General features: G+C 73.5%; 26 protein-coding genes. 12 read left to right on the top strand and 14 right to left on the bottom strand.

Annotation, left to right across the window (positions count from 1 at the left end):
* Positions 1 to 154: 154 nt before the first annotated feature.
* Entirely contained in the window at positions 155 to 976 is an 822-nt protein-coding gene (locus ACA514_RS06435) for an SDR family NAD(P)-dependent oxidoreductase (protein ID WP_375040077.1), read from the bottom strand.
* Between the two features lie 86 nt (positions 977 to 1,062).
* Here ACA514_RS06435 and ACA514_RS06430 point away from each other — a divergent pair, with 86 nt between their 5' ends.
* On the top strand, positions 1,063 to 1,623 hold the full coding sequence (locus ACA514_RS06430; RefSeq protein WP_375040076.1) for a TetR/AcrR family transcriptional regulator: 561 nt from the start codon (positions 1,063 to 1,065) through the stop codon (positions 1,621 to 1,623).
* Between the two features lie 39 nt (positions 1,624 to 1,662).
* Here ACA514_RS06430 and ACA514_RS06425 read toward each other — a convergent pair whose 3' ends face one another.
* Both ACA514_RS06425 and ACA514_RS06420 read right to left on the bottom strand, forming a co-directional pair.
* Positions 1,663 to 2,682, bottom strand: coding sequence for a phosphotransferase family protein (locus ACA514_RS06425; protein WP_375040075.1), 1,020 nt, complete (start codon positions 2,680 to 2,682; stop codon positions 1,663 to 1,665).
* Positions 2,679 to 3,980, bottom strand: a complete 1,302-nt coding sequence (locus ACA514_RS06420; RefSeq protein ID WP_375040074.1) for an acyl-CoA dehydrogenase family protein — start codon at positions 3,978 to 3,980, stop codon at positions 2,679 to 2,681. Before ACA514_RS06420 ends, ACA514_RS06425 begins: the two co-directional genes overlap by 4 nt.
* A gap of 133 nt (positions 3,981 to 4,113) precedes the next feature.
* Between ACA514_RS06420 and ACA514_RS06415 the strand changes: the two genes are divergently transcribed.
* Positions 4,114 to 4,743 (top strand): TetR/AcrR family transcriptional regulator, encoded by a 630-nt coding sequence (locus tag ACA514_RS06415; protein ID WP_375040073.1) that lies wholly within the window; start codon positions 4,114 to 4,116, stop codon positions 4,741 to 4,743.
* A gap of 33 nt (positions 4,744 to 4,776) precedes the next feature.
* Here the strand turns inward: ACA514_RS06415 and ACA514_RS06410 are convergent, their stop codons facing one another.
* Complete coding sequence (locus ACA514_RS06410) at positions 4,777 to 5,574, bottom strand: VOC family protein (protein WP_375040072.1); 798 nt, start codon at positions 5,572 to 5,574, stop codon at positions 4,777 to 4,779.
* Between the two features lie 216 nt (positions 5,575 to 5,790).
* On the opposite strand from ACA514_RS06410, the gene ACA514_RS06405 reads away from it, so the two are divergent.
* The 4 genes from ACA514_RS06405 (at position 5,791) to ACA514_RS06390 (ending at position 8,902) form a co-directional block, all read left to right on the top strand.
* A complete protein-coding gene (locus ACA514_RS06405) occupies positions 5,791 to 6,321 on the top strand; it encodes a GAF domain-containing protein (RefSeq protein ID WP_375040071.1) in 531 nt (176 codons plus the stop codon).
* 79 nt (positions 6,322 to 6,400) lie between these two features.
* Positions 6,401 to 7,096, top strand: coding sequence for an ANTAR domain-containing protein (locus tag ACA514_RS06400; protein ID WP_375040070.1), 696 nt, complete (start codon positions 6,401 to 6,403; stop codon positions 7,094 to 7,096).
* A 122-nt stretch (positions 7,097 to 7,218) separates the two neighbouring features.
* Positions 7,219 to 7,791, top strand: coding sequence for an STAS domain-containing protein (locus ACA514_RS06395; protein WP_375040069.1), 573 nt, complete (start codon positions 7,219 to 7,221; stop codon positions 7,789 to 7,791).
* Positions 7,792 to 7,885: 94 nt separating this feature from the next.
* Complete coding sequence (locus ACA514_RS06390) at positions 7,886 to 8,902, top strand: ATP-dependent DNA ligase (protein WP_375040068.1); 1,017 nt, start codon at positions 7,886 to 7,888, stop codon at positions 8,900 to 8,902.
* A 19-nt stretch (positions 8,903 to 8,921) separates the two neighbouring features.
* Here ACA514_RS06390 and ACA514_RS06385 read toward each other — a convergent pair whose 3' ends face one another.
* Positions 8,922 to 9,281: a hypothetical protein gene (locus ACA514_RS06385; RefSeq protein WP_375040067.1), complete on the bottom strand. Its 360-nt coding sequence runs from the start codon at positions 9,279 to 9,281 to the stop codon at positions 8,922 to 8,924.
* 182 nt (positions 9,282 to 9,463) lie between these two features.
* On the opposite strand from ACA514_RS06385, the gene ACA514_RS06380 reads away from it, so the two are divergent.
* Positions 9,464 to 10,009 (top strand): YceI family protein, encoded by a 546-nt coding sequence (locus ACA514_RS06380; RefSeq protein ID WP_375040066.1) that lies wholly within the window; start codon positions 9,464 to 9,466, stop codon positions 10,007 to 10,009.
* Positions 10,010 to 10,018: 9 nt separating this feature from the next.
* Here the strand turns inward: ACA514_RS06380 and ACA514_RS06375 are convergent, their stop codons facing one another.
* Positions 10,019 to 10,678, bottom strand: a complete 660-nt coding sequence (locus ACA514_RS06375) for a response regulator (protein WP_375040282.1) — start codon at positions 10,676 to 10,678, stop codon at positions 10,019 to 10,021.
* A 213-nt stretch (positions 10,679 to 10,891) separates the two neighbouring features.
* The gene (locus ACA514_RS06370) at positions 10,892 to 11,869 is read right to left on the bottom strand and encodes a helix-turn-helix transcriptional regulator (protein WP_375040065.1); all 978 of its coding nucleotides are present in this window, start codon (positions 11,867 to 11,869) and stop codon (positions 10,892 to 10,894) included.
* 97 nt (positions 11,870 to 11,966) lie between these two features.
* Here ACA514_RS06370 and ACA514_RS06365 point away from each other — a divergent pair, with 97 nt between their 5' ends.
* Positions 11,967 to 12,518 carry a DinB family protein gene (locus tag ACA514_RS06365; RefSeq protein WP_375040064.1) on the top strand — a complete coding sequence of 184 codons (552 nt, stop codon included), beginning with the start codon at positions 11,967 to 11,969 and terminating at the stop codon, positions 12,516 to 12,518.
* Positions 12,519 to 12,538: 20 nt separating this feature from the next.
* Here ACA514_RS06365 and ACA514_RS06360 read toward each other — a convergent pair whose 3' ends face one another.
* The 3 genes from ACA514_RS06360 to ACA514_RS06350 form a co-directional block, all read right to left on the bottom strand.
* Positions 12,539 to 17,224 (bottom strand): HAD-IC family P-type ATPase, encoded by a 4,686-nt coding sequence (locus ACA514_RS06360; RefSeq protein WP_375040063.1) that lies wholly within the window; start codon positions 17,222 to 17,224, stop codon positions 12,539 to 12,541.
* Positions 17,225 to 17,324: 100 nt separating this feature from the next.
* Entirely contained in the window at positions 17,325 to 17,630 is a 306-nt protein-coding gene (locus ACA514_RS06355) for an isoprenylcysteine carboxylmethyltransferase family protein (RefSeq protein WP_375040062.1), read from the bottom strand.
* A 226-nt stretch (positions 17,631 to 17,856) separates the two neighbouring features.
* The gene (locus tag ACA514_RS06350) at positions 17,857 to 18,951 is read right to left on the bottom strand and encodes a type III polyketide synthase (RefSeq protein WP_375040061.1); all 1,095 of its coding nucleotides are present in this window, start codon (positions 18,949 to 18,951) and stop codon (positions 17,857 to 17,859) included.
* Positions 18,952 to 19,081: 130 nt separating this feature from the next.
* Here ACA514_RS06350 and ACA514_RS06345 point away from each other — a divergent pair, with 130 nt between their 5' ends.
* Together ACA514_RS06345 and ACA514_RS06340 are read left to right on the top strand one after the other, a co-directional pair.
* Positions 19,082 to 19,435, top strand: coding sequence for a PRC-barrel domain-containing protein (locus ACA514_RS06345; RefSeq protein ID WP_375040060.1), 354 nt, complete (start codon positions 19,082 to 19,084; stop codon positions 19,433 to 19,435).
* A gap of 33 nt (positions 19,436 to 19,468) precedes the next feature.
* Positions 19,469 to 19,639: a hypothetical protein gene (locus ACA514_RS06340; protein ID WP_375040059.1), complete on the top strand. Its 171-nt coding sequence runs from the start codon at positions 19,469 to 19,471 to the stop codon at positions 19,637 to 19,639.
* A gap of 16 nt (positions 19,640 to 19,655) precedes the next feature.
* Here the strand turns inward: ACA514_RS06340 and ACA514_RS06335 are convergent, their stop codons facing one another.
* The 3 genes from ACA514_RS06335 to ACA514_RS06325 form a co-directional block, all read right to left on the bottom strand.
* The gene (locus ACA514_RS06335; protein ID WP_375040058.1) at positions 19,656 to 20,327 is read right to left on the bottom strand and encodes a DedA family protein; all 672 of its coding nucleotides are present in this window, start codon (positions 20,325 to 20,327) and stop codon (positions 19,656 to 19,658) included.
* Between the two features lie 91 nt (positions 20,328 to 20,418).
* A complete protein-coding gene (locus ACA514_RS06330) occupies positions 20,419 to 21,060 on the bottom strand; it encodes a response regulator (protein ID WP_375040057.1) in 642 nt (213 codons plus the stop codon).
* Complete coding sequence (locus ACA514_RS06325; RefSeq protein ID WP_375040056.1) at positions 21,057 to 22,268, bottom strand: sensor histidine kinase; 1,212 nt, start codon at positions 22,266 to 22,268, stop codon at positions 21,057 to 21,059. The genes ACA514_RS06330 and ACA514_RS06325 overlap by 4 nt, the downstream gene beginning before the upstream one ends.
* 133 nt (positions 22,269 to 22,401) lie before the next feature.
* Between ACA514_RS06325 and ACA514_RS06320 the strand changes: the two genes are divergently transcribed.
* Positions 22,402 to 23,718 carry an ABC1 kinase family protein gene (locus tag ACA514_RS06320; protein ID WP_375040055.1) on the top strand — a complete coding sequence of 439 codons (1,317 nt, stop codon included), beginning with the start codon at positions 22,402 to 22,404 and terminating at the stop codon, positions 23,716 to 23,718.
* 70 nt (positions 23,719 to 23,788) lie between these two features.
* Positions 23,789 to 24,205: a hypothetical protein gene (locus ACA514_RS06315; RefSeq protein ID WP_375040054.1), complete on the top strand. Its 417-nt coding sequence runs from the start codon at positions 23,789 to 23,791 to the stop codon at positions 24,203 to 24,205.
* On the opposite strand, the gene ACA514_RS06310 is transcribed toward ACA514_RS06315, so the two are convergent.
* Complete coding sequence (locus ACA514_RS06310; RefSeq protein WP_375040053.1) at positions 24,165 to 25,967, bottom strand: thiamine pyrophosphate-requiring protein; 1,803 nt, start codon at positions 25,965 to 25,967, stop codon at positions 24,165 to 24,167. The two genes, ACA514_RS06315 and ACA514_RS06310, sit on opposite strands and share 41 nt — an antisense overlap.
* Positions 25,968 to 25,989 lie beyond the last annotated feature (22 nt).

Genomic DNA, 25,989 nt, shown 5'->3' with positions numbered 1-25,989 from the left:
TGCGCGCGGACCGCAGCGTCCGGACGAGTTCGCCTTCGGCGGGCGCGGTCATCTCCGGGTCGGCGTCCGGGACGGGTCGCGCGCGGTGGTCAGCGGGGCCTGCGCTTCGGCGGCCGTACTGGCGGTCCGGAGCGCACGTCCTGCGTAGTTGGTGTCAGAGGTCGGCTTCGACTGCCTTCGCTAGGCGCGTGGCGTCCTCGTCGTCGTGGTCGCCGACGGTGAGGGGGAGCTTTTTGGTGCCGCGGTAGGCGGCCCTTCCCGGGGTCGGAGTGTTGATGAGGCCGATGATCGGGCGGACCGCGGCGGCCGGGCGTTGGCCCAGCAGCGGTCCGAGCACTGCGGCGGCGATCTTCATGCCCATCCCGATTTCGCCGGCGAAGCTGGAACGGACGAGCCGGGCCGGGCCCCACGTCACGTAGGTCAGGTCCGGGTTCTGGTCGGTGGCGAGGATGCCGAGCAGTTCGTTGGCTCGACGCTGCTGCGCGTTGGACTGCCTGAAGGTGAAGCCCTCGCTCATGTCGAGGTCGTCGAAGTCGATGGCGTCGACTCGCGCGCCGGGGACAGCCGTGTTCACGATGACGGGCCGCTCGGCCGCACCGAGGAGCGCGGCGAGTCCGGTGACGAACACGTATTTGGAGACGAAGAACAGCGCCCAGGACGCCTCGCGTCCCTCGGGCGTGGTGTGCCGGCGTTGCCGGATGAACGAGGCCGCGAGGACCAGTGCGTGGATTCGCTCGTGGTTGGCATTCAGGTGCTCGACCACGCGGCGGCTGTCGGCGATCGATGACAGGTCGGCCGCGACGAACTCCGCTCGTGACACCGCCGACTGGTCGTCGGCGGTCACGGTCGCGAGCAGTGCGTCGAACTTGGCGCGGCTCCGTCCGATCACCACGACGCGGTCGCCCGCTCTCAGGAAGTGACGCGCCAGCGCCGCTCCCATGCCGTCGGTCCCTCCGGTGATCACGATGGTCCTCATGGCCCGCCTCCACTGCTTCCGGAACATATGTTCCGGATCAACCTACACCAATCGGAACAGTTGTTCCGGATCGCTATAGTGAGGGGATGGCCGAGGATCGCAAGCAGCGGCGGGACGCCGTCGCCAACAGGGAACGGATCCTGGCGGCCGCGGAAGAGGCGTTCCGGGAGCGCGGCATGGCCGTGGACATGCGGGCCGTCGCCGCCGCGGCCGGTGTCGGCATCGGCACCCTCTACCGGCACTTCCCGACCCGCGAACACCTCGTGCACGCCGTGACGGGGACCGACCTCGCCGGCCTCGCCGGGGCGGCCCTTCCCGAACGCGCGTCCGCGGCCGCCGGTCTCCGGGAGTTCTTCACCGCGACGATGTCCCAGCTCATCGGCAACAAGGCGATGGTCGATCTGCTCTCCGCCGGATCACCGTCGGACGCGGATCTCCAACGATGCCTCTCGCACCTCACCGCGATCGGCCAGGAGGCCGTCGACCGCTCCCGCACCGACCACACCCTCGCCGCCGATGTGACCGCTCGCGACATCGCCTATCAACTTCTCGGACTCGTCCGCATCGCGCAGTTGATCCCCGACTCCGAACCGGACACGATCCGGCACCACGTGGAACTCGCGCTGCGCGCCCTGTCCGCGAAGTGACGGCCTCCATGCGAGGCGGCCGTCTCGCAGGACCACCGCTTATGAGGTGTACCGGCTCGATTCGGCCAGTTCGGCGGCCTCCTTCATCAGGTCGAGGACGATGGGGCCGAAGGCCAGGAGTTTCTCGTCGTCGCCCGCCCGCTGGTAGCCCTGCTCCAGCACCACGCCGAGCTTCCATTTGGCGAGGACGAGGTAGTAGTCGATGTCGTCGACCTGGCGGCCCGAGACCTCGGCGTAGTGGGCGAGGAGCCGGTCGCGCGACGGCATTCCGCGCAGGTCGACATACGACGCCTCGGACGCCTCGGGCGCGCTGGTGTCCTCCGGCCAGCTCTGGATCATCCAGGCGAGGTCGAGCTTGGGGTCGCCGACGGTGCCCATCTCCCAGTCGACGATGGCGGCGAGGCGGGCCGGTGCGCCGTCGTGGAACATGACGTTGGCGAACTGGTAGTCGCCGTGCATGATGCCGGGGACGTAGTCCAGCGGACGGTGGGCGCGCAGCCACGCCGCGGCGACGTCGAAGCCGGGGAGGTCGCGGCCCTTGATCCGGTCGAGGAAGCGCGTCCAGCGGTCGACCTGGCGCTCGTGGAAGCCGTCGGGGCGGCCGAGGTCGTGCAGGCCCTTGGCCTTCCAGTCGACTCTGGACAGCAGGGCGATGCCCTCGGCGAGCTGGTAGCCGAGCCCGGCGCGCGCCTCAAGGTCGGTGTCGAAGGGCGCCGGCCATGCCGTCCGGCCCATGGGGGACCAGCCCTCGACGAAGCCCATGAGGTAGAAGGGGCGGCCGAGGACCGAGGTGTCCTCGCACACCGCGACCGCCTTGGTGTGCGGCACTTCGGTGCCGTCCAGTGCTTCGACGATGCGCCATTCGCGCAGGATGCCCTTGTCCCGGTCGGCGGGCGCCTCCGGTGGCGGGATCCGGATGACGCAGCGCTCGTCGCCCCGGACGATCTCGTGGATCTCGTTCTGGGTGCCGCCGGACAGCAGCCGGTGCTCGATCGGGGCGCCCTTGCCGGGCAGTCCGGCGTCGTCCATCCAGGCGGCGAGCCGTTGAAAGTCGATCACAGGTTCCCCACCTCGTGTTCGATGCGGTCGGCGAACTTGGCCCGGGCGGCCTCGGCCTTCCCGGGGATCCATTCCGTGGGCCACCGGCCGTCGCCGGGCCGGTAGCCGCGCAGGACCTGCTTGGCCACGGTGACCTTGTGCACCTCGGTCGGGCCGTCGGCGAGGCCCATCACGCCGGCGCCGTGGATCATCTGGAAGAACGGCATCTCGTTGGTGGTGCCGAGCGCGCCGTGGACCTGCATGGCCCGCCAGGCGATGTCGTGCAGCACCGTCGGCATGACGACCTTGGCGGTGGCGATGTCCTTGCGGACCTTCTTGTAGTCGTTGTGCTTGTCGATCTGCCACGCGGTGTAGAGCACGAACAGCCGGAACTGGATTAGTTGCGCGTAGGAGTCGGCGATGTAGCCCTGGACGAACTGCTTGTCGGCCAGCAGGCTGCCCTGGGTCTCGCGGGACAGTGCGCGCTCGCACATCATGTCCAGGGCCTTCTGCGCGAGGCCGATGGTCCGCATGGCGTGGTGGATGCGGCCGCCGCCCAGCCGGGTCTGGGCCACCGCGAAGGCCTGGTTCTCGCCGCCCAGCAGCGCGTCCGCGGGGACGCGCACGCCGTCGTAGTGGATGAGCGCGTGGAAGCCGTCGTTCATCGCCTCGCCGTACAGGCCGACGTTGCGCTCGATCTTGACGCCGGCCGTGTCGGTGGGGACCAGGAACATCGACATGCCCTGGTACCGGCTCACCTCCGGGTCGGTCACCGCCATGACGATGAGGAACGAGGCCACCTTGGCGTTGGAGGAGAAGTACTTCCATCCGTTGATGACCCACTCGTCGCCGTCCTTGTCGGCCTGGCAGGTGAACTGTGTCGGGTCGGCTCCGGCGTGCGGCTCGGTCATCGAGTAGCTGGAGAAGATCTCACCGTCCAGCAGTGGCTGCAGGTAGCGCTCTTTCTGCTCCTCGGTGCCGTAGTGCGCGATGATCTCGGCGTTGCCGGTGTCCGGCGCCTGGCACCCGAACACGTGGGACGCCCATGGCGAGCGTCCGAGGATCTCGTTCAGCAGCGCCAGCTTGAGCTGGCCGTGGCCCTGCCCGCCCAGCTCGGGGCCGAGATGCGTCGCCCACAGCCCCTGCCGCTTCACCTCGGCCTTGAGCGGTTCGAGGATCCTGCGCTTGGTGTCGTCCCTGGGCAGGAAGGTCTCGTTCCCCCAGAGCAGGTCGAGCGGCTCGACCTCCTCCCGGACGAACTCGTCCGCCCAGTCCAGCTTCTCCTGGTACGCGGGGTCGGTCTCGAAGTCCCATCCCATTTGCACCCTCCTCTCGTTGATGAGAATATCATTCTCGTGAAGCAGAATACAGTTCTGATCTTGGTGGTGGGGACCCGCGCGGTCCGGTCCGATGAATGAGCGGCCGGCCGCCCCCCGGCCGGCCTCCGGCCAGGTGGGCGACGTCGTGAGCCGGATCGCCCGGCGGGCCCTCGCCAAGCGGGGCGCCGACTACGCCGGCGAGGTGCGCCGCCTGCTCGATGCCGCGCTCGACGTCATGAAGGAGCGCGGCACGGCATCGCGTCCGCGCGTGGCCGACATCGTGAGCGCGGCCGGGTTGTCGAACGAGGCGTTCTACCGGCACTTCCCCTCGAAGGACGCGCTGGTCGCGGCCCTGCTCGAGGACGGAGCCGAGCGCCTGTACAGCTACGTGGCCCACCAGATGGCCAAGGAGCCGACACCGGAAGGGAAGGTGCGCCGCTGGGTTCGGGGCGTCCTCTCCCAGGCCGACGAGGAGATCGCCGCGACCACGCGGGCGGTGCTGTGGAACGCGGGCGCGGTGAGCGAGGTCGTCGGCTCCACGCCGCCGACGCCCAGCGACCGCCTGGCCGAACTGCTGCCCGGACCACTGCGCGACCTCGGCAGCGCCGACCCGGCCTTCGACGCGTCGCTGGCCGCTTACGCGACCTTCGGCAAGCTGGGCGGCTACCTGTGGAGCGAAAGCAGTCCCACGGGCGGCGACATCGAGCGCATCACGGCGTTCTGCCTCCGTGCGATCACACCGTTGACCGGCGAATCGGCGTAGGGCCTGGTCGGGCATGCCGCCCGGACCGGGCGGTCACCTGTCCGGGCCGGCCAGGGCGATGAGGGCGAAGCGCACGCCCGTGGGGTCGGTCATGATCGAGAACCGGCCCAGGTCGATGTCGGCCGGCGGCACCCGGACCCGCGCGCCGAGCTCGACGGCTCTGCCGGTGGCGGCGTCGCAGTCCGGGACGTCGAAGTACGGGGTCCATTGCGAGGGACGGTCCGCGGGCCGGCTGTCGTCCATGGCGACCCCGCCGGCCACGAGCTGGTCGCCGACCTTCCAGCGCGTCCACGCCGGATGCCCGTCGTCCGCGTCCATGACCGACCAGCCGAAGACCCGCCCGTAGAAGCGCCCGGCCTCGGCGAGGTCGCGGCAGGCCAGCTCGACGAAGCACGCGGCCGAGCGGTCGCCGATCACCGTGGTCTCGCCCGAGGGGCCCGGCTGCCAGACGCCGAACTCGGCGCCCTGGGGGTCGGCGAACTGGGCTATCCGCGCCATCTGCGCGACGTCGGTGGGGTCCACCCGGCACCGGCCGCCCGCGGCCTCGACGGTCCCCACGCACGCGTCCACGTCGTCGACCCGGAAGACGCAGGTCCACGAGGGGGACTCGGTGTCGTCGGCCAGCGCCTGGACGCCGGCGATGCCCGGGCCCGAAGCGCCTTCGGTGAGGATCTCGTAATCGCTGAATCCGCTGAACGCCAGCGTGTAGGAATCCCAGCCGAACAGGCCGCAGTAGAACGCCTTCGAAACCTCGGAATCCGGGCTGGCCAGGTCGACCCATGACTGCGTGCCATGGACGTCGTAACTCATGACGGGCCGCGCCTGACTCACAGCACAAACGCTAGGTGCGCCACCGTCACGCGATCGGCCGGTGCGGTTTTCGGTTTCGCCAAGGACTGTCGCCGATGCCGGTTTCCGGTGCTCGGGAGGGGGTGGTCGGCGGCGCCGGCGGCGGATCGTTTCCTCTCCGCTCGGCTGGGTAGGGTGGCGTGAAGTTCCGCCGTGCGTCCGCGGACGACCCGTTCGACGATCCCCAAGGTAGTGATCATGGCGGACACCCCTGCCACCGGCCATTCCCGCGACGACCCGCCCGACGGCGCCCCACCCGATGCCGGCCTTGCGATGGCCGCGGGAGGCGTGTCGCGGGCGTTGCAGTCCATGACCGCGATCTCGCAGGCCGACGGCGTGGCGCTGATGCTGGCCGACGGGCACGGCAGGCTGCGTGCGGTGGGCGGGTCCAGCGCCGAGGGCCTGGAGCTGCAGTACGCCGAGCAGTCCGAGCAGTCGGGGCCGGCGCACGAGTCCGTCGCCGCCGACCGTCCGGTCGCGGTGGCCGACCTGCGGCGGCACGGCGGCGCCGGCTACGAGCGGCTGGCGCGGCGGGCCGCCTCGGTGCGGGCCGTGCTGTCGATCCCGGTGCACGTCGAGGGCACCGCCACCGGAGCGCTCAACTTCTACCGGCGCACACCCGGCCGTTGGACCAGCGACCACATCGCGGTCGCCGAGCACCTCGCCGAGACCGCCGCCGACCTGCTGGTCCAGCTCGCGGCCGTGGTCCCCGAGCACCGCGGGCTATGACGCCCGCCCGCGTTCACTTTCAGGGCGTCACGGCACCTCACCGTCGCCGGACGCTCCCGGACACCCCCGAAGGGGTCTGATGCACATCAACACCGACGCCTTGCGCACCAGCCTGGAACAGCTGCGCAAGTCCCCGCACGACACCGACGTGGTCCGCGCGCTGGGGCGGATCGTCGGCTCGGTCGACCAGCTGTTCGGCTACGACGGCGCCGGGATCATGCTCATCGACGAGCACCAGCGGCTGATGTTCGTGGCCGCCTCCGACGAGGTCGGGAAGTCGCTGGAGCAGGCCCAGGCCGACGCCGAGCAGGGCCCCTGCCACGACACCTATGTCGAGGGCCGGCTGGTCACCACCAAGGACGTCCGCTCCGACGCCCGCTGGCCCCAGCTGGTGGAACTGCTGGACGAGCGGGTGCGGGCGGTCGCCGGAGTGCCGATCATGCTGGGCGGCAGCCCCGTCGGCACCCTGAACGTGTACCGCTCCGAACCCGCCGAGTGGGACGACTCCGACATCTCCGCGCTGCGCGCCTACGCCGGTCTGGCGGCCGAGCTCGTGACGGCCGCGCTGTCGTCCCAGCAGAACAGCGTCACCGCCACGCAACTGCAGTACGCGCTGGACTATCGCGTGGTCATCGAGCGCGCCATCGGCTACCTGATGGCCACCCACGGCATCGACGCCGTGTCCGCCTTCAACCGGCTGCGCAAGCAGGCCCGCGACAGCCGCCGCCGCGTCGCCGATCTGGCCGCCGAAATACTCGGCGACGACGTTCGCTGACCCTCGGCACCTCGTCCGACCGACGACCCCGAAACCTGTCGTCACATTCGATCCGATCCACCTTGGTCCGGCCCCTGACCCCCGCCCGGTCCCGGAGATCTCGCACCGCTCCCGGAGGGCCCATGACCACGGCACGACGCCGTACCGCACCATCGCAGACGCAGAACACCCCGTCGAAGCCGGCGCCGAAGCCGCCGGGGCCGGCGCCCTGGACGGCACCGGTCCCGACCGGTGCCGGTCACCATGGCCCGGAACCGGCGCCGCTGCGGATCGGCGTCCAGCACGACGGCCGCACCACGGTGCTGCGGCTGTGCGGCGAGCTGGACCTGGCCACGGCCGGCGGCCTGCACCGCCACATCACCGTCGTCCTCAACGAACACGACCCGCACCGGCTGCTGCTGGAACTGTCGGAGCTCACCTTCACCGACTCCAGCGGGCTGGCCGTCATGGTCTGGGCCCATCAGAGCCTGGACCGCCGCGGCCGGCAGCTGCGGCTGTACCACCCGCATCCACGGGTCCTGCGGATCCTGCACGTCACCGGCCTGCACACCCGCCTGCACATCACCGAAGGCGACCCCAAGGTCGCCTTATCGGCCGGCCGGCGGCGCCTCGGCCGGCATCGCGCTACCGGTTCACCGGACGGCGCCCGCGCCGGTTCGCCCGTCGCCGCCGATGGTCCTCCACCCGCGCAATGACCTGGCCATCGGGCCCTCAAGAAACCGGTAGCGGTGCTGTCGGCGCCGGGATGGCGGGTAGCCGCACACCACGAACCGGTTTCTGGGGGCGGCTATGCGCATCGGTGGGCCGGTCGTCCCCATGGCGGCCACGGCGATCGATCACATCCCGGACGAATCGGCGTGCCCGGGCGGTTGCCGGTACGAGCCCAAGTGGGACGGGTTCCGCGCGCTGGCGATCGTGAACGAGGACGGCGGCGTCCGCCTCTGGTCGCGCCGCCTGAAGCCGTTCAACGACGCGTTCCCCGAGGTCGTCCTGGCGGTGTTCGACGTCCTCCCGCCCGGCACGGTGGTGGACGGCGAGATCGTCCGCTGGGGACGCGACGGGCGCCTGGACTTCGCCGCGCTGCAACGCCGCCATGTCGCCGGCCGTCGGCGGCGCGGCCTCGCCCTGGCCGAGCCGTGCCACTACGTGGTGTTCGACGTGCTGGAGGCCGGCGGAACCGACTACCGGCCGAGACCGCTGGCCGAGCGCCGCGAGGCCCTCGAACGCCTGCTCGCCGACGTCCCGGACGCTTCCCTGATCGTCCTGTGCCCGCAGATGCGCGACGCCGGCGAGGCTCGGTTGTGGTTCGAGATCCTGCCCGCGCAGGGCATCGAGGGCCTGGTCGTCAAGGCCGCCACCGGCCGCTACCGCGAGGGCAAGCGCGGCTGGTGGAAGGTCAAGCACCGCACCACGACCGAAGCCGTCATCGGCGGCGTCACCGGAAGCGTCGACGCGCCCCAGACCCTGATCCTCGGCCGCTACGAGCGGGGCGGGGGCGGGCGGTTGCGCGTCGTCGCCCGCTCCGCACCGCTGGCCCCCGCCACGGCCCAGGCGGTGGCCGCCCTCCTGAGGCCGGCCGGAGACGAGCATCCCTGGCCTGCCGAACTCCCCGCGGGATGGGCCGGAGGAATGCCCGGTGCCGAGAAGCCGACCCCGTCGTACGTCCGGGTCGTCCCCGACCTCGTGGCGGAGATCAGTGTGGACGCCGCGACCGAGCACGGCCGCTGGCGCCACTCGGTCCGCTACCTCCGTATACGAGCGGAGCTGCGTCCAACGGACGTCCCGAAGGGTCTCGATCTGGAGTGACCGCGCCCGTCTGGGCTGGTCAGAAGGTCCACGAGTGCATGGCGCGGTACAAGGCCAGGACGAAGCCGATGGCGCCGATCACGGTCAGGCTCAGCGCTCCGGCGAGGAAACCCGCTGCGGTGCACCAGGACGGTCGCCTGGAAGCGTTGGAAATGGGGCCCCACACCCAGCCGAGGACGGCGCCCAGCGGGGGCACACCGAAGACCGCGACGGCGGCGAGCAGCAGGTTCTGTTTCGTCCGATGGCTGCCGCGCAGGTCCGTGCGGTCGAGGTGGTGCACGGTCGACCAGGCGTACTCGCTCCACACGATGACGAACGCGGCCCAGACGATCAGGGCGAGGACCGCCATGCCGATCGCGTCCTTGCGCCATGTCCGCATCGCCGGCCCCTCGCTGCCGGCCGGACGGTCCGGGGGTGTCCAGCCGGTCAGATCAATACAACCCGGCCGTTGTCCATCGCGCAACGGGCGGCCGTTATCCGGCTCCCTGAGAGCGGCCTCACAATCCGGGCGCCTGCGTCGTCGTGCGGGCGGACCTGAATTCTTTCCTGAGGAGCCGAAGCATGACGACAGTGACCACGCTCAGCGAACTGACCGGCGACTACGTGCTGGACACCGCCCGGACGCGGATAGGGTTCGTCGCCCGGCACACGCTGTCCACGAAGGTGCGCGGCCGGTTCGACGAGTTCGAGGGCGGGGTGCGCCTGGACGGCGCCGACCCGTCGAAGTCCAGCGCCCGGCTCACCATCCGGGCGGGCAGCGTCCAGACGGGCAACCGGCGGCGCGACGAGTACCTGAGCAGGACGTTCCTGGACGCGGCCGCCCACCCGGCCCTCACCTTCGCCTCGACCGGGGTGCGGCGGTCCGGCGACGACGCCTTCGCGGTCACCGGCGACCTGACCGTCCGGGGGGTGACCCGGCCGGTCACCGTCGGGTTCGTGCTCGCCGAAGCCGAGGACGACCCGGCGGACGGCTTCCGGGTCCGCTTCGAGGGCGGCGCGCCGATCGACCGGGAGGACTGGGGCGTGCGCGGGAACGCCCTGACGAGTGCGATGGTCAGCCCGAAGGTCGTGCTGGAGTTCGACGTCACCGTGGTCCGGCGGCCGTGACGGGATGCCTCAGGTCACCAGGCCGTTGCGGTAGGCGTAGACGACCGCCTGCACGCGGTCGCGCAGGTTGAGCTTGGCGAGGATGCGCGACACGTAGGTCTTGACGGTCTCCTGGCTGATGACCAGCGTCGCGGCGATCTCGCTGTTGGACAGGCCGTCGGCGATGTGGCGGAGCACCTCCAGCTCGCGCGGGGTCAGCGCGGTGCCGTCCGGCGTGCGCTCGGTGGGCCGGATCCGCGCCGCGTACCGGCCGACGAGCTGCCGCGTCACCTCGGGCGCCAGCAGCGCGGCGCCGGACGCGACGGTGCGGATGCCGTGCAGCAGCTGCGCCGGCGGGGCGTCCTTGAGCAGGAACCCGCTCGCGCCGGCGCGCAGCGCCTCGTAGACGTACTCGTCCAGGTTGAACGTCGTCACCACGAGGACCTTGACGGGGTCCGTCACGCCGGCCCCGGCCAGCAGCCGGGTCGCCTCGATGCCGTCGAGCACGGGCATCCGGACGTCCATCACGACCATGTCGGGGGCCAGCCTCCGGGCGAGGTCGACGGCGGCGCGGCCGTCCCCGCACTCGCCGACGATCTCCAGGTCGGGCTGGGCGTCGATGATCGTCGCGAATCCGGTGCGGATCAGCGCCTGGTCGTCGGCGACCAGGACCCGGACCGGCGCGGTCACGAGCGGGTCCCGTCGTGCGAGCGGGGCCGCGCCGGACCCGTCGTTGGCGATCTCCACGGCGGTCTCCTTCGGGGCGGTGCGGGGGGCTGGGGTGATGCGATGCCGCTGGCGGGCTTCGGCGGCCCGGGGGGAGCGCGGCCATGCTTCGATCACTGGGAGAGCCTAGCGGCGGCGGGCGGGGCGAGGACGCCGCATCGGGCGGTCCGCTCCGCGCTAGGGGCGCGTCTCGGGGGCGGTCGAGGCGCGGTGGAAGCGTGTCGCCCAGTCGTGGAGCAGGTCGATCAACTCGGGCGGGCGCACGACGCGGAAGTCGGCGCCGAGGGTGCCCAGCGCCATCGTCGGCCACTCCAGAGAGTCGGCGACGATGTGCACGCGGCAGTGTCCGGCGTCGATCTCCTCCACGGTGCTCCACCGGCCGATGCGCTCCCGGGCGACCTGCGCGGGGGCGTCCACGAGGACCTCGACCTGGTAGGAGCGGGGTGCGCTGTCCAGGCGGGTCCGGACGAACTCGGCCGCGTCGGCGACCGGGAGGGTGCGCGGGCGGAACCGGGCGCCGGTGCCCCGCGGTTCGGTGAGCCGGTCGACGCGGAGGTTGCGCCAGTCGCCGCGTGTCAGGTCGTAGGCGACGAGGTACCAGCGGCGGCCGAGGGAGACGAGCCGGTGGGGTTCGGCATGGCGGTCGGTGCGGCGGCCGTCGGCGGCGGTGTAGGCGAACCGGAGCCGCTCGTTGTCGCGGCAGGCGAGCGCGACGGCGGTGAGGACGCCGGGGTCGACGTCGGACCGGGACGGGCCGCCCCAGCCGGCGGTCACGGTCATGGCGCGCAGCGCCTCGACGCGGCGGCGCAGCCGGGCCGGCATCACCTGCTCGATCTTGGCCAGGACGCGGACGGAGGGTTCGGCGATGCCCTCCACCGGGCCCTGCGCGGCGGCCTGGAGCCCGACGGCCAGGGCGACGGCCTCCTCGTCGTCGATCACCAGCGGCGGCAGCGCGGCGCCGGCGGCGAGCTGGTAGCCGCCGTCGACGCCGCGCTGCGCCTCGACCGGGTAGCCGAGCTCGCGGAGCCGGTCGACGTCGCGGCGCAGGGTGCGGACGGAGACGCCGAGGCGGTCGGCCAGTTCGGTGCCCGGCCAGTACCGGTGGCTCTGCAGCAGGGACAGCAGCCGCAGCGTCCGGGTGCTCGTGTTCGCCATGACCTCCATCCTCCCGCAATTCAGGTCAGAAAGTGACCGCTATGGCCCGTAGCGTGGACCCTGTCCGACGGAACGAGACGACCTGGAGGTCAGACCTATGAACGACACCGCCGAGAAGAGCCGCGACGGAGCGCCCGCGGTGACCGGCGAGCGCGCCGACCTGCTCGCCCTGCTGGCCAAGGCCCGGCACTTCCTGCGCTTCACCGTCCGCGACCTCACCGACGACCAGGCCCGGCAGCGCACGACCACGAGCGAGCTGTGCCTGGGCGGCCTGATCAAGCACGTCACCTCGGTCGAGCGGGGCTGGGCGGACTTCATCGTGGAGGGGCCGTCCGCCATGCCCGACTTCAGCGCCATGACCGAAGAGGACTTCAAGCGCCGGGCCGAGGACTTCCTGCTGCTGCCCGACGAGACGCTGGAGGGCGTGCTCGCCGCCTACGCCGAGACCGCGCGGCGGACCGACGAGCTGGTCGCCGCGCTCCCCGACCTGGACGCCGCCCAGCCGCTGCCCAAGGCGCCCTGGTTCCAGCCGGACGCGTCCTGGTCGGCCCGGATGGTGCTGATGCACATCGCCGGCGAGACGTTCCAGCACGCCGGGCACGCCGACATCATCCGCGAGTCCCTGGACGGCGCGAAGAGCATGGGCTGACCGGCGAAGCGCGGCGGGCTTCAGCCGGCGGGCAGGAGGCGCGGCGCGACGGCGGCCCCGAGCGTGGCCGCCGCCGCCGACGCCGTGACGACCGTCCAGGCGCCCGGCCCGAGCGGGGTGCAGCCGAAGAACCCGCTGATGCCCGGCGTCTCGATCACCGCGAACAGCGCGGCGGCCGAGACGGCGCAGGTGGCCATGACGAGCGGGCTGCGCCAGCGGGAGATGAGGGTCTGGCCGAGCTGGGCGCCCACCAGCGACGCGAGCGCCATCGTCGACGCCCTGCGCCGGCCGCCCGGGACGAGGGTCGTCAGCCGCCCGAGCTGCCAGGACACCAGGGCCGCGGCGGCGGTGGCGGTGCCGCGCACGGCGAGGACCCGCCGCATGTCCTTGCCGGTGAAGCCGTGCACCGGCTCCCCGCCGAGCAGCGCCGCGTCGGGTCCGGAGCCGGCCGGGGTGATCGCGACGGCGAGCGCCGGGAGCATGTCGGTCAGCATGTTCACCACGAGCAGTTGCCGGGTGCTGAGCGGCGCGTCCCCGCTGAGGGCCGTCCCGAGGACGGTGAAGGAGACCTCGCCCGCGTTGCCGCCGACGAGGATCGCGGCGGCGTCGCGGACGCTGTGCCACAGCGCGCGGCCCTCCCGCAGCGCGTCCAGGATCAGCGCGGTGTCGGGCGCGGTCAGGACGAGGTCGGCGGCGGTGCGGGCGGCGCCGGAGCCGCGGCCGACGACGGCGATGCCGACGTCCGCGCGGCGGATGGCGGCGGCGTCGTTGGCGCCGTCGCCGGTCATCGCGACGACCCGGCCGGCCCGCCGCAGGTCCTTGACGATCCGGACCTTCTGCGCGGGGGAGACGCGGGCGAACACCGCGGCCCGCTGGACGGCGGCGATCCGGTCGGCGGCCGGCATCGCGTCGAGTTCCGCGCCGGTGAGGACCCGGTCCGCGTCGGGGATGCCGAGCTCGGCGGCGACGGCCGCGGCGGTGTCCGGATGGTCGCCGGTGATCATGGTGGTGCGGACGCCGGCGTCGCCGAGCCGCTGCACGGCCTCCTCGGCGGTGGGGCGCGGGGTGTCGGCGATGCCGATGAAGCCGAGCAGCGCGAGGTCCTCGGCGTGCTCGGCGATCCGCCCGCGCACCGCGCCGGGATCGGCGACGGGCCGCTCGGCGATGGCGAGCACGCGCAGGCCCTGCCCGGCCAGCCGCCGCACGGTCGCGGCGGCCGCGCGGCGCCGGGACGCGGTGAGCGGTTCGTCGCGGTGCGCGGAGGCGTGGATCCGGGTGCACTTGGCCAGCAGCACCTCGGGCGCGCCCTTGACCGCGAGGACCGTCCGGTACCCGTCGTCGCCGAGGGAGGCGGAGAAGCCGCGGGTCGTCTCGAACGGCAGCTCCTCGTCCAGGGTCCAGCGGTCGTCCGGCGGCAGGGCGTCCACGCGGTCGAGGACGGCGCGGTCGGTGGCGTGCGCGACCTGCCGGCTGCGCGGCGGCGGGCAGGCGCGCGCGGCGGTGCGCAGGATGCGCCGCTCGGCGGCGCCGGTCAGCGGGTGCGGGCGGGTCGGGCCGGCCGCGCGGACGAGCCGGAGCCGGCCCTCGGTCAGGGTGCCGGTCTTGTCGAAGCACAGGGTGTCGACCCGGCCCAGCGCTTCGAGCGCGCGGGTCGAGCGGACCAGGACGCCGAGCCGCGACAGCCGCCGGGCCGCCGCGAGCTGCGAGACGGTCGCGACCAGCGGCAGGCCTTCGGGGACGGCGGCGACGGCGACCGCGACGCCGGAGCCGAGGGCGCGCCGCAGCGGCAGGCCGCGCAGCATGCCGAGGACGGTGACGGCCGCGCCGCCGAGCAGCGTGGCGGGCAGCGCCTGGTGGGTCAGCTCGGCCAGCCGCGCCTGCATGCTGGACGAGGCGTCGGCGGTCCCGGCGAGGGCGGCGGCGCGGCCGGTCTCGGTGGCCTCGGCGGTGGCGACGACCAGCGCGACCGCGCTGCCGGCGACGACCGTGGTGCCCTCGTAGAGCATGCAGTGCCGGTCGGCGGGGTCGGCGCCCGGTGACGGTTCGACGTTCTTGTCGACGGGCACGGACTCGCCGGTGAGCGTGGCCTCGTCGACCTCCAGCGACTCGGCCCACAGCAGCCGGGCGTCCGCCGGGACGACGTCCTCCGAGCGCAGCTGGACGACGTCGCCTACGCGCAGCCGGCCGGCCGCGATCTGCTCGGCGTCGGCGGTCCGCAGGTGCGCGAACGGCTCGCCGCCCGGCTCGGCGGCGGCGCGGGCGCGCAGCCGGCGGGCGCGGACCTGCTGGCCGAGCATCAGCTCGCCGAGGGCCTTCTCCGCCCGCATCCGCTGCGCGCCGCCGATCAGCGCGTTGCCCGCCATGACGCTGCTGACCAGCAGCGCGTCCACGCTGGAGCCGACGACGGCGGAGGCCGCGGCACCGAGCGCGAGCACCGGGGTCAGCGGGTCGTCGAGCTCCTGCCGGACGGCGGCGGCGAGCCGCAGGGCCGCCTTCCCCGGCCGGACGAGCGTCCGGTGCAGGGGCGCCGCCGCCGGACGCGGTTCGCGGTCCTCCTCGGGTGCGGCCGCGGTGCGCGACAGCCGCCGGACCGCCTCCTCGGCGGTGAGGGCGTGCCAGGCGTCGCGGACGACGGGGGCGGGCAGCGGCCGGTGCACCAGCCGCCGGGCGCTCAGCCCGTTGGCCAGCATCGCCATCAGGGACGCCGCGTACACCGGCGGCAGGTCCTGCCAGGACGCGGCGGCGCGGCGCAGCGGGCCGCCCGCGCGGCGCCGGGGCCGGCGGCCCGCGATCAGCAGCGCGCCCAGCGCCGACGCGCTCAGCGACAGCTCGGCGGCGCGGTCGCTGGCGCGCCGCGCGGGCCGGACGGCGGTCAGCAGCCGCCACGCCTCGCCGAGCCCCGGCCCGCAAACGATGTCCGCGTGCCAGTCGGCGAGCCCGCGCCCGCGCAGCACGCTCACCCCGACGTCGGCCGCGTCGAGCGCCTCGTCCTGCCCGCACGACACGGCGAGCACCACGTGGCCGTCGCGTTGCAGGGCGCGGACGGAGTCGGCGAGGTCGTCGACGGCGACGGGGGAGTCGTCGCCCCAGGCCACCAGTTCCTGGATGCTGGCGTGCTCGGTCAGGACGACCACGTCGGCGGCCTCGTGCGCCGCCGACAGCAGCGCCTCCGCCAGCGGGTCGAGCGACGAGCCGACCCGCACCCGGCCGCAGCGCCGGTCCCGGCCGTCCATCAGGTCGAGGGTGACGCCCTGCGGGTCGGCGGGGCCGCCGGACGGGGCGTCCACCGCCCGCACCAGGCGCCATCGGCCGTCGTCCGCGGGCCAGGGGCCGGGCCCGGCGAGGTCGGCGGACTCGCGGCCCGACAGCACCGTGCCGGCGGCGCGCCACACGTCCGCGTCGTCCATGCCGTCGGCGGTGGCGACGGCCGACAGCAGCCGCAGTTCCCCGTTGCACAGGACCTGGGAGTCGATGACGACGGCGTCGACCCGGTCGAGCCTTCGCAGGGCGAGGGGATCCAGCACGACCGTGTCGCGGACCGCCATGTCGTGCGCCAGCACCGCGGCGAACGCCTCCCGCCCGTGCCGCGCCGCCTTGGGCGCGGTCGCCAGCAGCAGGTCGGCGGCGGCCGAGGGGTCCCGCGTGCCCGCCAGGACGCCGGCCCCGCCGAGCAGGTGCCCGAGCGCCGTCCGGTTCCCCGCCTTCTCCACCGGGCCGTCCGGCAGCGGGCACGGGCGCTCGGCCCGGGGACCGGACACCTGCGGCTGTTCTCCCGCCGCCAGGTGGGGCTCGCGGCGCCGCCACGCGTCCCGGCGCGCCCCGATCTCGTAGAGCTGGAAGACGCGGTGCGCGGCGTCGGCGGCCAGCGGCGCGACCCCCTGCGACGCGCCCTGGACGACGGCGTTGGCGGTGCCGAGCAGGGCGTCGGCGCGGAGCAGGCCCAGCCGCCGTTCCAGTACCGACCGGACGTGCGGCAGCGAATCCGCCACCGACACCGCCGCCCGCACCGGGCTGGGGACCGGCGGGAGGCTCATCAGCCTGCCGACCGCCGAGCCCACCGCCCCCGCGCAGTCGGCGACCAGGGCGGACGTGGCCGCCGCCCACGCCATCTCGTCATCGGGCTGCGGCGCGTGCGCGTCCTCGTCGAACCCGTCGGCGTGGTGCGCCTCCTCGACGTCCTGGACGGTGGCGACCAGGGCGCCCGGGTCCACCGCGCCCTCCGCGTACGTCACCAGGACGCGGCCGGTGACCGCGTTGACCTCCGCCCAGTTCACCCCGTCCAGCCGGCGCAGCGCCTCCGTCAGCGCCCGCACGTAGCGCCGGTGGTGGTCTCCGGTGCCGGCCAGCCCGTTCGCCTGGATGTGGGCGCGCCCGTTGTGCGCCCACACGCGCCGAGTCCGCCCGCCGGCGGCCAGCGCCGCGAACGCGCCGGTGGCCCGGGAGGCGCGGCGCACGCTTTCGCCGGCCTTCTCGCGGACGGCGGAGACCACGCCCGGCCGGTCATCGGCGGAGCCGCCCGGTTCGCCGGGCAGCACGCCCGCGCTCCGCGCACCGGCCTCCGCGATCCGGACGGTCGTCCGGACGCCCGCGGCGGTGGTCCGCGCGCCCGCCACCGCGCCCCGGACCGCCAGGGTCGACGCCGCGTCCGCCGCGGCGACCGGCACGCCCAGCACCGCCTTGGCCAGGGACGCCCCCGGAAACGCCACTGCCCGTCCCTCCCGCCCGCGCAAAACGACCTTGCCCACCGACGAACGCCGGGTACCCGGGAGCACGCTCCGTAAACAAGCGGTCAACAGCGCGGCGTCGTCACCGCGGCGTCGCGGCCTCGGCCGCCTGGTGAAGCGCGGCGTTCTCGACGCGGAGGCGGACGTTCAGCATCCCCAGGTTGGCGAGGGTGAAGATCGACGCGGTGAGCCAGGCGGTGTGCACGAGCGGCAGCGCGACGCCCTCCGCGATCACGGCGAGGTAGTTCGGATGGCGCAGGCGCCGGTACGGGCCCCGGTCGACCAGCGGGAGGCCCGGGACGATGACCACGCGGGTGTTCCACTGCTCGCGCAGCGTCCCGATGCACCACCAGCGGAGCCCCTGGGCGAGGACGGCCACGGCGAGCATCGGCCACCCCAGCGCCGGGATGAACGGCCGATCCAGCAGCCACGCCTCCAGCGGCGCGCCGGCCAGCAGGACGAACTGGACGACGATGAACCCCGGGTAGTGCCGCCGGCCGTGCTCGACGCCGCCGCGCCGCCGGGCCCACGCGAGATGGCGCCGGGACAGGACGAGCTCGGCGACCCGCTCGGCGGCGACGAGCAGGATCAGGACGGCGTACGCGATCAGAAGATCACCACCTCAGCAGCACCAACTCGGCGGAGAAGCCCGGACCGAGGGCCATGAGCAGGCCCGGCGCGCCCGGCGGACGCGGACGCCGTGCGATCGTCTCCTCCAGCACGTTGAGCACCGACACCGACGACAGGTTGCCGGCCTTGCGGAGCGACTCCCAGGTGAGGTCGAGTTCGCCGCCGTCGAGGCCGAAGGCCGCGCCGATCGTCTCGATCACCTTGGGGCCGCCCGGATGGCAGACCCACGAGGCGATCTCGCCGGGGGACAGGCCGTGGTCGCGGAGGAAGGCGGCGACGTCGCCGGCCAGGCTCGTCTCGACGTGGTCGACCAGGTCGGCGGCCAGGACGATGCGGAAGCCGTGCTCGCCGACGTTCCAGCCCATCAGCCGGGCGGTGCCGGGGTAGAGCCGGCTGCGGGTCGCGACGACGCGGGGCCCCCAGCCGGGGCCGTCCGGCGGCGGCCCGCCGGTGTCCCGCCCGTCGCCGGCGGCCACCACCGCCGCGGCCCCGTCGCCGAACAGGCCGCTGCCCACCAGGTTGGCCACCGAGGCGTCGTCGCGCTGGACGGTCAGCGAGCACAGCTCGACGCAGACCAGCACCGCGACCTGCTCGGGCCAGGCGCGCAGGTAGTCGTGCAGCCGGGACAGCCCGGCGGCGCCCGCCGCGCAGCCCAGCCCGAACACCGGCAGCCGCTTGACGTCCTCGCGCAGGCCCGCGCGCTGCGCCAGCGCGGCGTCCAGCGACGGCGTGGCCACGCCGGTCGAGGAGCAGAACACCAGGTGGTCGACCTGCCCGGGGTCGAGGCCCGCCGCGTCCAGGACCTTCCCGACGGCCCGTTCCGCCAGGTCCAGGGCGGTGGCGATGTAGGCGTCGTTGGCGACGGTGAAGCCGGTGAGCCCGTCGTAGTCCTCGATCGCGAGCGCGAGGTTGCGCCCGCCCACCTGCGTCGCGGCATGGAAGCGCTCGACGAGCCGCTGGTCGGCGTTGACCGTCCTGGCGACGGCCTGGGTGATCTGGCGCTGCTCATAGCGATGTTCCGGAAGAACGGTCCGTACTGCCAGCACGCGCATGAGACCTCCAGCCCTCGGGCTCCCCATGCCCGCAATGAACGTGCTGATGCCGATCCCGCCGAGAGCCCGTTCCGCATCGGGGTGGCGAGGCGATATCCGCCGTGTACTGGGTAGACGAGGAGTAAGGAACGCAACGACCCGACGGCTGGATGTGGACATGTTCGCCATCGAGGACATTCGGCAGTGGCGCGGGCACGACGTGGTCGACGCCTCCGGGAGCAGGATCGGCGAGTTGGAGGCGGTCTACGTCGACACCGCCACCGACGAGCCGTCCTTCGCGACCGTCAAGGTGGGGCTGCCCACCCGGCAGCGGCTGGTGTTCGCGCCGCTCGCGGGGGCGACGCTGGGCCCGGGGCACGTCCGGCTCGCCCACGAGAAGAAGCTGGTGAAGAACGCCCCGTCGATCGGTACCGACGGGGAGCTGCCCGCGAGCGAGGAGCAGGCCGTCTTCGACTACTACGAGCTGCCCTACGAGGCGGGGCCGAACGAGCGCCGGCTGGGCCGCCGCTGACCGCCGGCACGTCGGCCGGGGAAGGAGAACGCCATGGCCTTGTTCCTGTTCATCCTGCTCATCGCGATCGCGCTGGGCATCGTCGGCGTGGTGGTGAAGGGGCTGTTCTACCTGCTGATCATCGGCGTGGTGATCTTCCTGATCAACCTGGTGCTGAGCGGGGTCCGGATGGGCCGCCGCCGCGGGTCCCGTCCCGCCCGCTGACCCTTCCCGAGGGGGGTCAGCCGCCCCTGTGCTCGGAGGCCCGCTCCCGTGCGCCCTCGCGCTGGTCGCCGCCGTCCTTCCCGCCGGGCCCGAACCGCTGCCACAGCCAGCGCCCGGCCTCGACGAGCGCCGAGACGCCCACCGCGATGCCGAGGCCGAGGAGCAGCCCCTTGAACGGGTCGTTCTGGAACGCCGCGCCGCCCAGGTAGCCGATCATCGTGGAGTAGACGGCCCACATGCCGGTGGCCAGGGCGTCGAACAGCGAGAACGAGCGCAGCGGGTAGTCCACGGCGCCCATCACGAGCGTCGCGGCCGTCCGCCCGCCGGGGATGTAGCGGGCGATGAGCAGGACGAGCCCGCCGCGCTTGTCGAGAATCCGCCCGGCCTGGTCGTAGGCGTCGCGCCTGCGGGTGCCGGGCCGCAGCCAGCGCCGCTCCAGCCAGTCGCCCGCGTAGCGGCCGATGAAGTAGGAGATGTGGTCGCCGCAGAACGCCCCGGCCCACGCGGTCACGATCACCAGCACCAGCCACGGCTTGCCGTGGTGGGCGAACACGCCCGCGGTCACCACCAGCGTCTCGCTGGGGAAGATCGGGATGAACGCGTCGAACATGGACAGGCCGAACAGGGCCACGTAGATCCATGGCGACGACATCAGGCCGCGCAGGTACTCCAGGATGGCGTCGCTCACGACAAGGCTCCATTCCCCAAGCCGTCGACGTGATGCGCGCCGCGCGGTGCCGCCATGATCCGATCGCAGAAACGCCCGGTCAAAGCCAGGGTCAGGCGAGACCGTGCCGGAGGGCGAAGATGACCGCGGCGGCGCGGTCGCGGAGGCCGAGCTTGGCGAACACGCCCCCGACGTGGGCCTTCACCGTGCCCTCGGCGATGCAGAGCCGCCGCGCGATCTCGGCGTTGGTCGCCCCCTCGCCGATCAGCGCGAGCACCTCGCGCTCGCGCGGGGACAGCCCGTCCAGCGCGGACGGTGGCGGGACGCGCCCCAGCCGGGACCGGTAGACGGCCATGACCTGCGGCGCGATGGCCGGGTCCAGCCAGCCGTCGCCCGCCGCGACCGCCCGCGTCGCCTGGATGATCTCCTCGCAGGGCGCGTCCTTGAGCACGAACCCGGCCGCACCCGCGGCCAGCGCCGCCGCGACGACCTGCGGGTCGTCGAACATGGTGAGGATCAGCACGGGCGGCGCGCCGGGTCCGGCGCCCAGCAGGCGGGTGGCCTCGGCGCCGTCCATCCGCTTCATCCGGACGTCCATCAGGACGACGTCGGCCCGCACCCGGGCGAGCGCGGCTGCCACCTCGTCGCCGTCGGAGCACTCCCCGGCGACGCCGAGGTCCGGTTCGCCCTCGAAGATCCGGACGAGCCCGGCGCGGACGAGGGGCTGATCGTCCACCAGCAGCAGCTGGATCATCGGGCGCCGCCGGTAGGGATCGCGGCCTCGACCCGCCAGCCGGTGCCGTCCGGGCCGGCGCGCAGGTCGCCGCCGAGGGCGGTGACGCGCTCGCGCATCCCGGCCAGGCCGAGCCCGCCGCCCGACGCCCCGCCCGCCGGGCGCCCCGCGCCGCCCGGGGTGCCGTCGTCGGTGACGGTGACCAGCGCGAGCGGGCCGTCCACGCCGACGGCGACCGCGGCGGACGAGCCGGGCGCGTGCCGGGCGGTGTTGGCGAGTGCCTCCTGCACGACGCGGTACAGCGCAAGCCCGACCGCCGGGTCGACCGAGGCCAGGTCGCCGCGCGTCCCGAGGTCCACGGCCAGCCCGCCGGCGCGCAGCTCGGCGACGAGCGCGGCGATGTCCTCGGCGGTGGGCGGCGGCGGGGCGATCGGGCGGCCCGCCGGGGCCGGGTCGCGCAGCAGAACGAGGCCCTGATGGACGTCCCGGACGCCCCGCCGCCCGACCCGTTCGGCCTCCTCCAGCGCGGCGAGCGCGGCGGGCGCGTCGCCGCGCGCGGTGGCGAGCCGGGCCGCGCCGATGTTCAGCAGCACGACGCCGAGGCCGTGCCCGACCAGGTCGTGCACCTCGCGGGCGATCTTGCGGCGCTCCTCCGCAACGGCCTCCCGGTCGAGCCGCAGCCGCGCCTCGTACAGCGCCGCGTTCAGCCGGAAGGCCAGCGCGAGCAGCAGGAACCCGGTGCCCCACAGCAGCCAGGCGGGCCACAGCGGCAGCCCGCCGGCGGCGAGGTGGCGGGCGGGTGCGAGGGCGAGCGCGGCGGGGGCGCACCAGGCGAGGTCGCGGGTCCGCGCGAGGATCGCGAGGTGCGCCCAGGCCGGGGCGGTCGCGACGGCGAGCGCGCCGTCGGCGTAGGAGCCCTCGGCGAACGGGAACGGCCGGAATCCTCCGGGGTCGCTCGCGGACGGCGCCGCGGCGAGCAGCAGGAGCACGCCCAGGACCGTCCACGGCATGAGAACGGACGGGATGCGCCACGGCCGCACCGCCTGGTACGCCCACACCGCGATGTAGGCGGCGACCAGCACGGTCCGGGCGGCGGGGGAGGGCGACAGGGCGACGGCGAGCAGTGCCCATGCGACGCCGACGAAGCCGAAGAAGCGCAGCACGGGCCACGGCGGCGGGTTGCCGAGGAAGGGCGGGTTGCCGATGAAGAAGGTCCTGACCCGTCGCATGGCGTCGATCCTAAGGAGCGCGTGGCGGCCCGTCATCGGCCCGCGGTCGCAGTGGCACCACGACCGCGGGCATAGCCGGATCGGCGACCGCCGTCCGATGCGGCGGCGGGCGCGCGCCGGTGACGCTGGCGGCATGAGGATGCGATCGATCTCCAGGATGGCGCGGCTGTCGGCGGTGCCGCTCGCCGCCGGGCGCCGGCTCGCGTGGGCGGGCGGCCTGCGGGCGCTCGGCCGGCTGACCGACGAGTCCGCGCTCGACCTGCACGAACGGACCGCGGACCAGCTCGTCGAGGTGCTCGGCGGGCTGCGCGGCGGAGTGCTGAAGTTCGGCCAAGTCCTGTCGGTCTACGAGACGGTGATGCCGCCGAAGGTGTCGGCGGTGTACCGGGGGCGGCTGGCGGCGCTGCAGGAGTCCGTCCGCCCGGAGCCCGCCGAGACGGTGGAGCGCGTCATGGGCGAGGACGTCGGCCCCGGCTGGCGCGGGCTGTTCGCCTCGTTCGACATGGAAACGGCCGCCGCCGCGTCCCTCGGCCAGGTGCACCGGGCGCGGTGGGCCGCCGGCGGCAGGGACGTCGCGGTGAAGATCCAGTACCCGGACGCGCACGGCGACCTGCTCGGCGACCGCGACGCCGTGGTCCTCGCGATGCGGATGTTCACCGCGATGCTGGCGCCGGAGTTGGACGGCCGCGCCCTCGCCACCGAGCTGATGGACCGGCTCGCCGAGGAACTCGACTACTCCGCGGAGGCCGCGGCGCAACGCGCGTTCCGAGCCGGCTACCTGGACGGTCCCGACTTCGTCGTCCCGGACGTGCTGCTGCAGCGCGGCCGGGTCCTGGTGTCGGAGTGGATCGGCGGGACACCCCTCGCGCGCGTCATCGAGGCGGGCGGGCAACCGGAACGCGACCGGGCGGGCCTGCTGCTCACCCGGCTGATGTTCTCCGCCGTCGCCCGCACCGGGATGATGCACGGCGACCCGCATCCGGGCAATTTCCGGCTCCTCGACGACGGCCGCCTCGGCGTCCTGGACTTCGGCGCGGTCCACCGCCACCGGCCGGGCACCCCGACGCCGCTGGAGCGGTGGATGGACGTCCACCTCACCGCCCTCGACCCCGGCGCGGGCATGGCCGACGCCCTCCGCCGCGCCGGCTTCCTGCGTCCGGGCGTGCGGGCCGACGAGGCGCGGCTGCGGGAGCTGTTCCGGCGTTCGGGCGCGCCCGCGTTCGCCGAGACGTTCCGGTTCGACGCGGCCTACCTGCGGGACGCGCTGAAGGGCGTCACCGCGTCGATGCCGGTGGGGCTCGGCATGGCGTTCCCGCCCGGTGCCGTGCACGCCCAGCGCGCCCTCGGCGTCGGGATCGCTGTCCTCTGCCAGCTCGAAGCGCAGGTCCCTTTCCAGGCCGAAGCCGTCCACTGGCTCGCGGAGACCCAGGCCGCCGCCGGACGGCCGTAGCGGATTTTGCCCTACCCGTGCGACGGGGGCGCATTAGTGCGATTTCCGCACCCCGCAGGCGGGCACCGACTTGACGATCGTGCCGAAGGGGCCGAGCGCGCGCTACCGGCGGACCGTCACCCTGAGCCCGGCCGCCGTGGCGTCGCTGCGCAAGGGCATCGCGGTCGTGGTGGTGCACGGGGACGACCCGAAGACGCTGAGCCGCAAGGCGCGGAAGGAGGAGAGCGAGCTGGTGCCGTCGCTGCCGCTGGCCGTGACCGCGCCCGTGTTGTGCGGCGTGCTCAAGGCCATGCCGGTGGGCGGCGCCGGGACGGGCGTCGGCGCCACCGCCGTGACCGGCCACGCGACGGGCGCGCGTCCTGCTCGTCCGGTGGCGGGACCGGGCGGCGTACCGGCCCGCATGAAGATCACCGCGGTCGCGCGCGGCGACCGCCCGGCCCTGGCGGTCAGTGCTTGCGGCCCGGCAGGTTCTCGTACATGTCGGTGAGCTTCTGCCGGAAGCCGCGCTCGGCGATGCCGAACTTCTGCGGGTCCTTGAAGCCGGCCTTGACGGTCTTCTTCGCCTGGTCGCTCATGATGTGCGGCGGGATCGGCGCGATCTCGCTGTCCACCACGAACTCCAGCACGACCGGGCGGTCGCTGGACAGCGCCTGCTTCCAGGCGTCGGTGACCTTCCTCGGCTCGTCGCAGTAGATGCCCTTCAGCCCCGCCAGCTCGGCGTACTTGGCGTAGGGGAAGTCGGGGATCGTCTGCGAGCCGGGGTACTTGGGGTCGCCGCCCATCGCGCGCTGCTCCCAGGTGACCTGGTTGAGGTCCTGGTTGTTGAACACGCAGAAGACCAGCGGCGGGGAGCCGTTCATCCGGTCGGCGTACCGCTTGACCGTGAGCATCTCGTTCATGCCGTTCATCTGGAACGCGCCGTCGCCGACGAAGCAGATCACCGGGCGGTCCGGGTAGGCGAACCGCGCCGCGATCGCGTACGGGACGCCGGGCCCCATCGTCGCGAGCGTCCCCGACAGCGAGGCGCGCATGCCGTCGCGGAGCTTGATGTGCCGGGCCCACCAGTTGGTGGCCGAGCCGGAGTCGGCGGTGAGGATCGCGCCGTCCGGCAGCAGCGGGGACAGCTCGTGCGCGACCGCCTGCGGGTTGATCTTCCCGCCGAAGGACTGCTTCGCCCGCTTCTCCATCACCGTGTTCCAGGTGCGGACGTTCTCCTCGATCTGGTCGCGCCAGGAGCGGTCCTTCTTGCGCTTCAGCAGCGGGATGAGCTCCTTGAGCGTCTCCTTGGCGTCGCCGACGACGTGGGCGTCCATCGGGTAGCGGATGCCGATCATCCGGCCGTCGATGTCGATCTCGACGCCCTTGCAGCTGCCCTCGTCCGGCAGCCACTCGGCGTAGGGGAAGCTCGACCCGATCATGAACAGCACGTCGCAGTTCATGATCATCTCGTCGCTGGCCTTGGAGCCGAGCAGTCCGATCGGGCCGGTCACGAACGGCAGGTCGTCCGGGACGACCTCGCGGCCGAGCAGCGCCTTGGCGATGCCCGCGCCGAGCAGCTCGGCGGTCTCGATGACCTCCGCCTCCGCGTTGGCCGCGCCCTGCCCGATCAGCATCGCGACCTTCTTGCCCTCGTTGAGGATGTCGGCGGCCTTGCGCAGCTCCTCCTGATTGGGCAGGATCCGCGGGCGGCTCCACCCGACGCTGGAGTAGACCGAGCCGTGCTCCTTCGGCGGCGACGGGACGGCGTCGCTCTCCTGCACGTCCTCCGGGATGATGATCGTGGCGACGCCGCGGGTCGTCAGCGCCGTCTTGAACGCGCGGTCGATGATGTGCCGCATCTGCCCCGGCTCCATGCAGATCTGCACGAACTCCGACACGTCGGAGAACAGGTTCTCCAGCGCCACTTCCTGCTGGTAGTGCGTGCCCTGGGAGAGCCGCTTCTGCTGCCCGATGATCGCGACGACGGGCTGGTGGTCCAACTTGGCGTCGTAGAGGCCGTTCAGCAGGTGGATCGCGCCCGGCCCGGACGTGGCGGTGCACACCCCGACCTCGCCGGTGAACTTGGCGTGGGCGCAGGCCATGAAGGCGGCCATCTCCTCGTGCCGGGTCTGGATGAACTCCGGATGGCCCTTCGCGCGGTCGAACGCGCCGAGCATCCCGTTGATGCCGTCGCCCGGGTATCCGAAGACCCGCTCGATGCCCCATTCACGCAGCCGCTCGAGCACGTAGTCGGCCACCTGCTGCCCCATGATCTCTCCCAGATGTCGGTCG

It is taken from the genome of Actinomadura sp. NTSP31 (assembly GCF_041951385.1).
In the GTDB taxonomy this organism is placed as follows: Bacteria; Actinomycetota; Actinomycetes; order Streptosporangiales; family Streptosporangiaceae; genus Spirillospora; species Spirillospora napierensis.
This window is presented reverse-complemented; position numbering and strand designations above follow the sequence as displayed.

Bases quoted from the DNA above. Each gene is read 5' to 3' on its own strand.
- ACA514_RS06405 (WP_375040071.1), top strand. From the start codon at position 5,791: ATGGCGGACACCCCTGCCACCGGCCATTCCCGCGACGACCCGCCCGAC.
- ACA514_RS06390 (WP_375040068.1), top strand. From the start codon at position 7,886: ATGCGCATCGGTGGGCCGGTCGTCCCCATGGCGGCCACGGCGATCGAT.
- ACA514_RS06430 (WP_375040076.1), top strand. From the start codon at position 1,063: ATGGCCGAGGATCGCAAGCAGCGGCGGGACGCCGTCGCCAACAGGGAA.
- ACA514_RS06400 (WP_375040070.1), top strand. From the start codon at position 6,401: ATGCACATCAACACCGACGCCTTGCGCACCAGCCTGGAACAGCTGCGC.
- ACA514_RS06385 (WP_375040067.1), bottom strand. From the start codon at position 9,281: ATGCGGACATGGCGCAAGGACGCGATCGGCATGGCGGTCCTCGCCCTG.
- ACA514_RS06435 (WP_375040077.1), bottom strand. From the start codon at position 976: ATGAGGACCATCGTGATCACCGGAGGGACCGACGGCATGGGAGCGGCG.
- ACA514_RS06420 (WP_375040074.1), bottom strand. From the start codon at position 3,980: ATGGGATGGGACTTCGAGACCGACCCCGCGTACCAGGAGAAGCTGGAC.
- ACA514_RS06320 (WP_375040055.1), top strand. From the start codon at position 22,402: ATGAGGATGCGATCGATCTCCAGGATGGCGCGGCTGTCGGCGGTGCCG.
- ACA514_RS06395 (WP_375040069.1), top strand. From the start codon at position 7,219: ATGACCACGGCACGACGCCGTACCGCACCATCGCAGACGCAGAACACC.
- ACA514_RS06325 (WP_375040056.1), bottom strand. From the start codon at position 22,268: ATGCGACGGGTCAGGACCTTCTTCATCGGCAACCCGCCCTTCCTCGGC.
- ACA514_RS06340 (WP_375040059.1), top strand. From the start codon at position 19,469: ATGGCCTTGTTCCTGTTCATCCTGCTCATCGCGATCGCGCTGGGCATC.
- ACA514_RS06350 (WP_375040061.1), bottom strand. From the start codon at position 18,951: ATGGGGAGCCCGAGGGCTGGAGGTCTCATGCGCGTGCTGGCAGTACGG.
- ACA514_RS06355 (WP_375040062.1), bottom strand. From the start codon at position 17,630: ATGCTCGCCGTGGCCGTCCTCGCCCAGGGGCTCCGCTGGTGGTGCATC.
- ACA514_RS06330 (WP_375040057.1), bottom strand. From the start codon at position 21,060: ATGATCCAGCTGCTGCTGGTGGACGATCAGCCCCTCGTCCGCGCCGGG.
- ACA514_RS06365 (WP_375040064.1), top strand. From the start codon at position 11,967: ATGAACGACACCGCCGAGAAGAGCCGCGACGGAGCGCCCGCGGTGACC.
- ACA514_RS06310 (WP_375040053.1), bottom strand. From the start codon at position 25,967: ATGGGGCAGCAGGTGGCCGACTACGTGCTCGAGCGGCTGCGTGAATGG.
- ACA514_RS06370 (WP_375040065.1), bottom strand. From the start codon at position 11,869: ATGGCGAACACGAGCACCCGGACGCTGCGGCTGCTGTCCCTGCTGCAG.
- ACA514_RS06380 (WP_375040066.1), top strand. From the start codon at position 9,464: ATGACGACAGTGACCACGCTCAGCGAACTGACCGGCGACTACGTGCTG.
- ACA514_RS06345 (WP_375040060.1), top strand. From the start codon at position 19,082: ATGTTCGCCATCGAGGACATTCGGCAGTGGCGCGGGCACGACGTGGTC.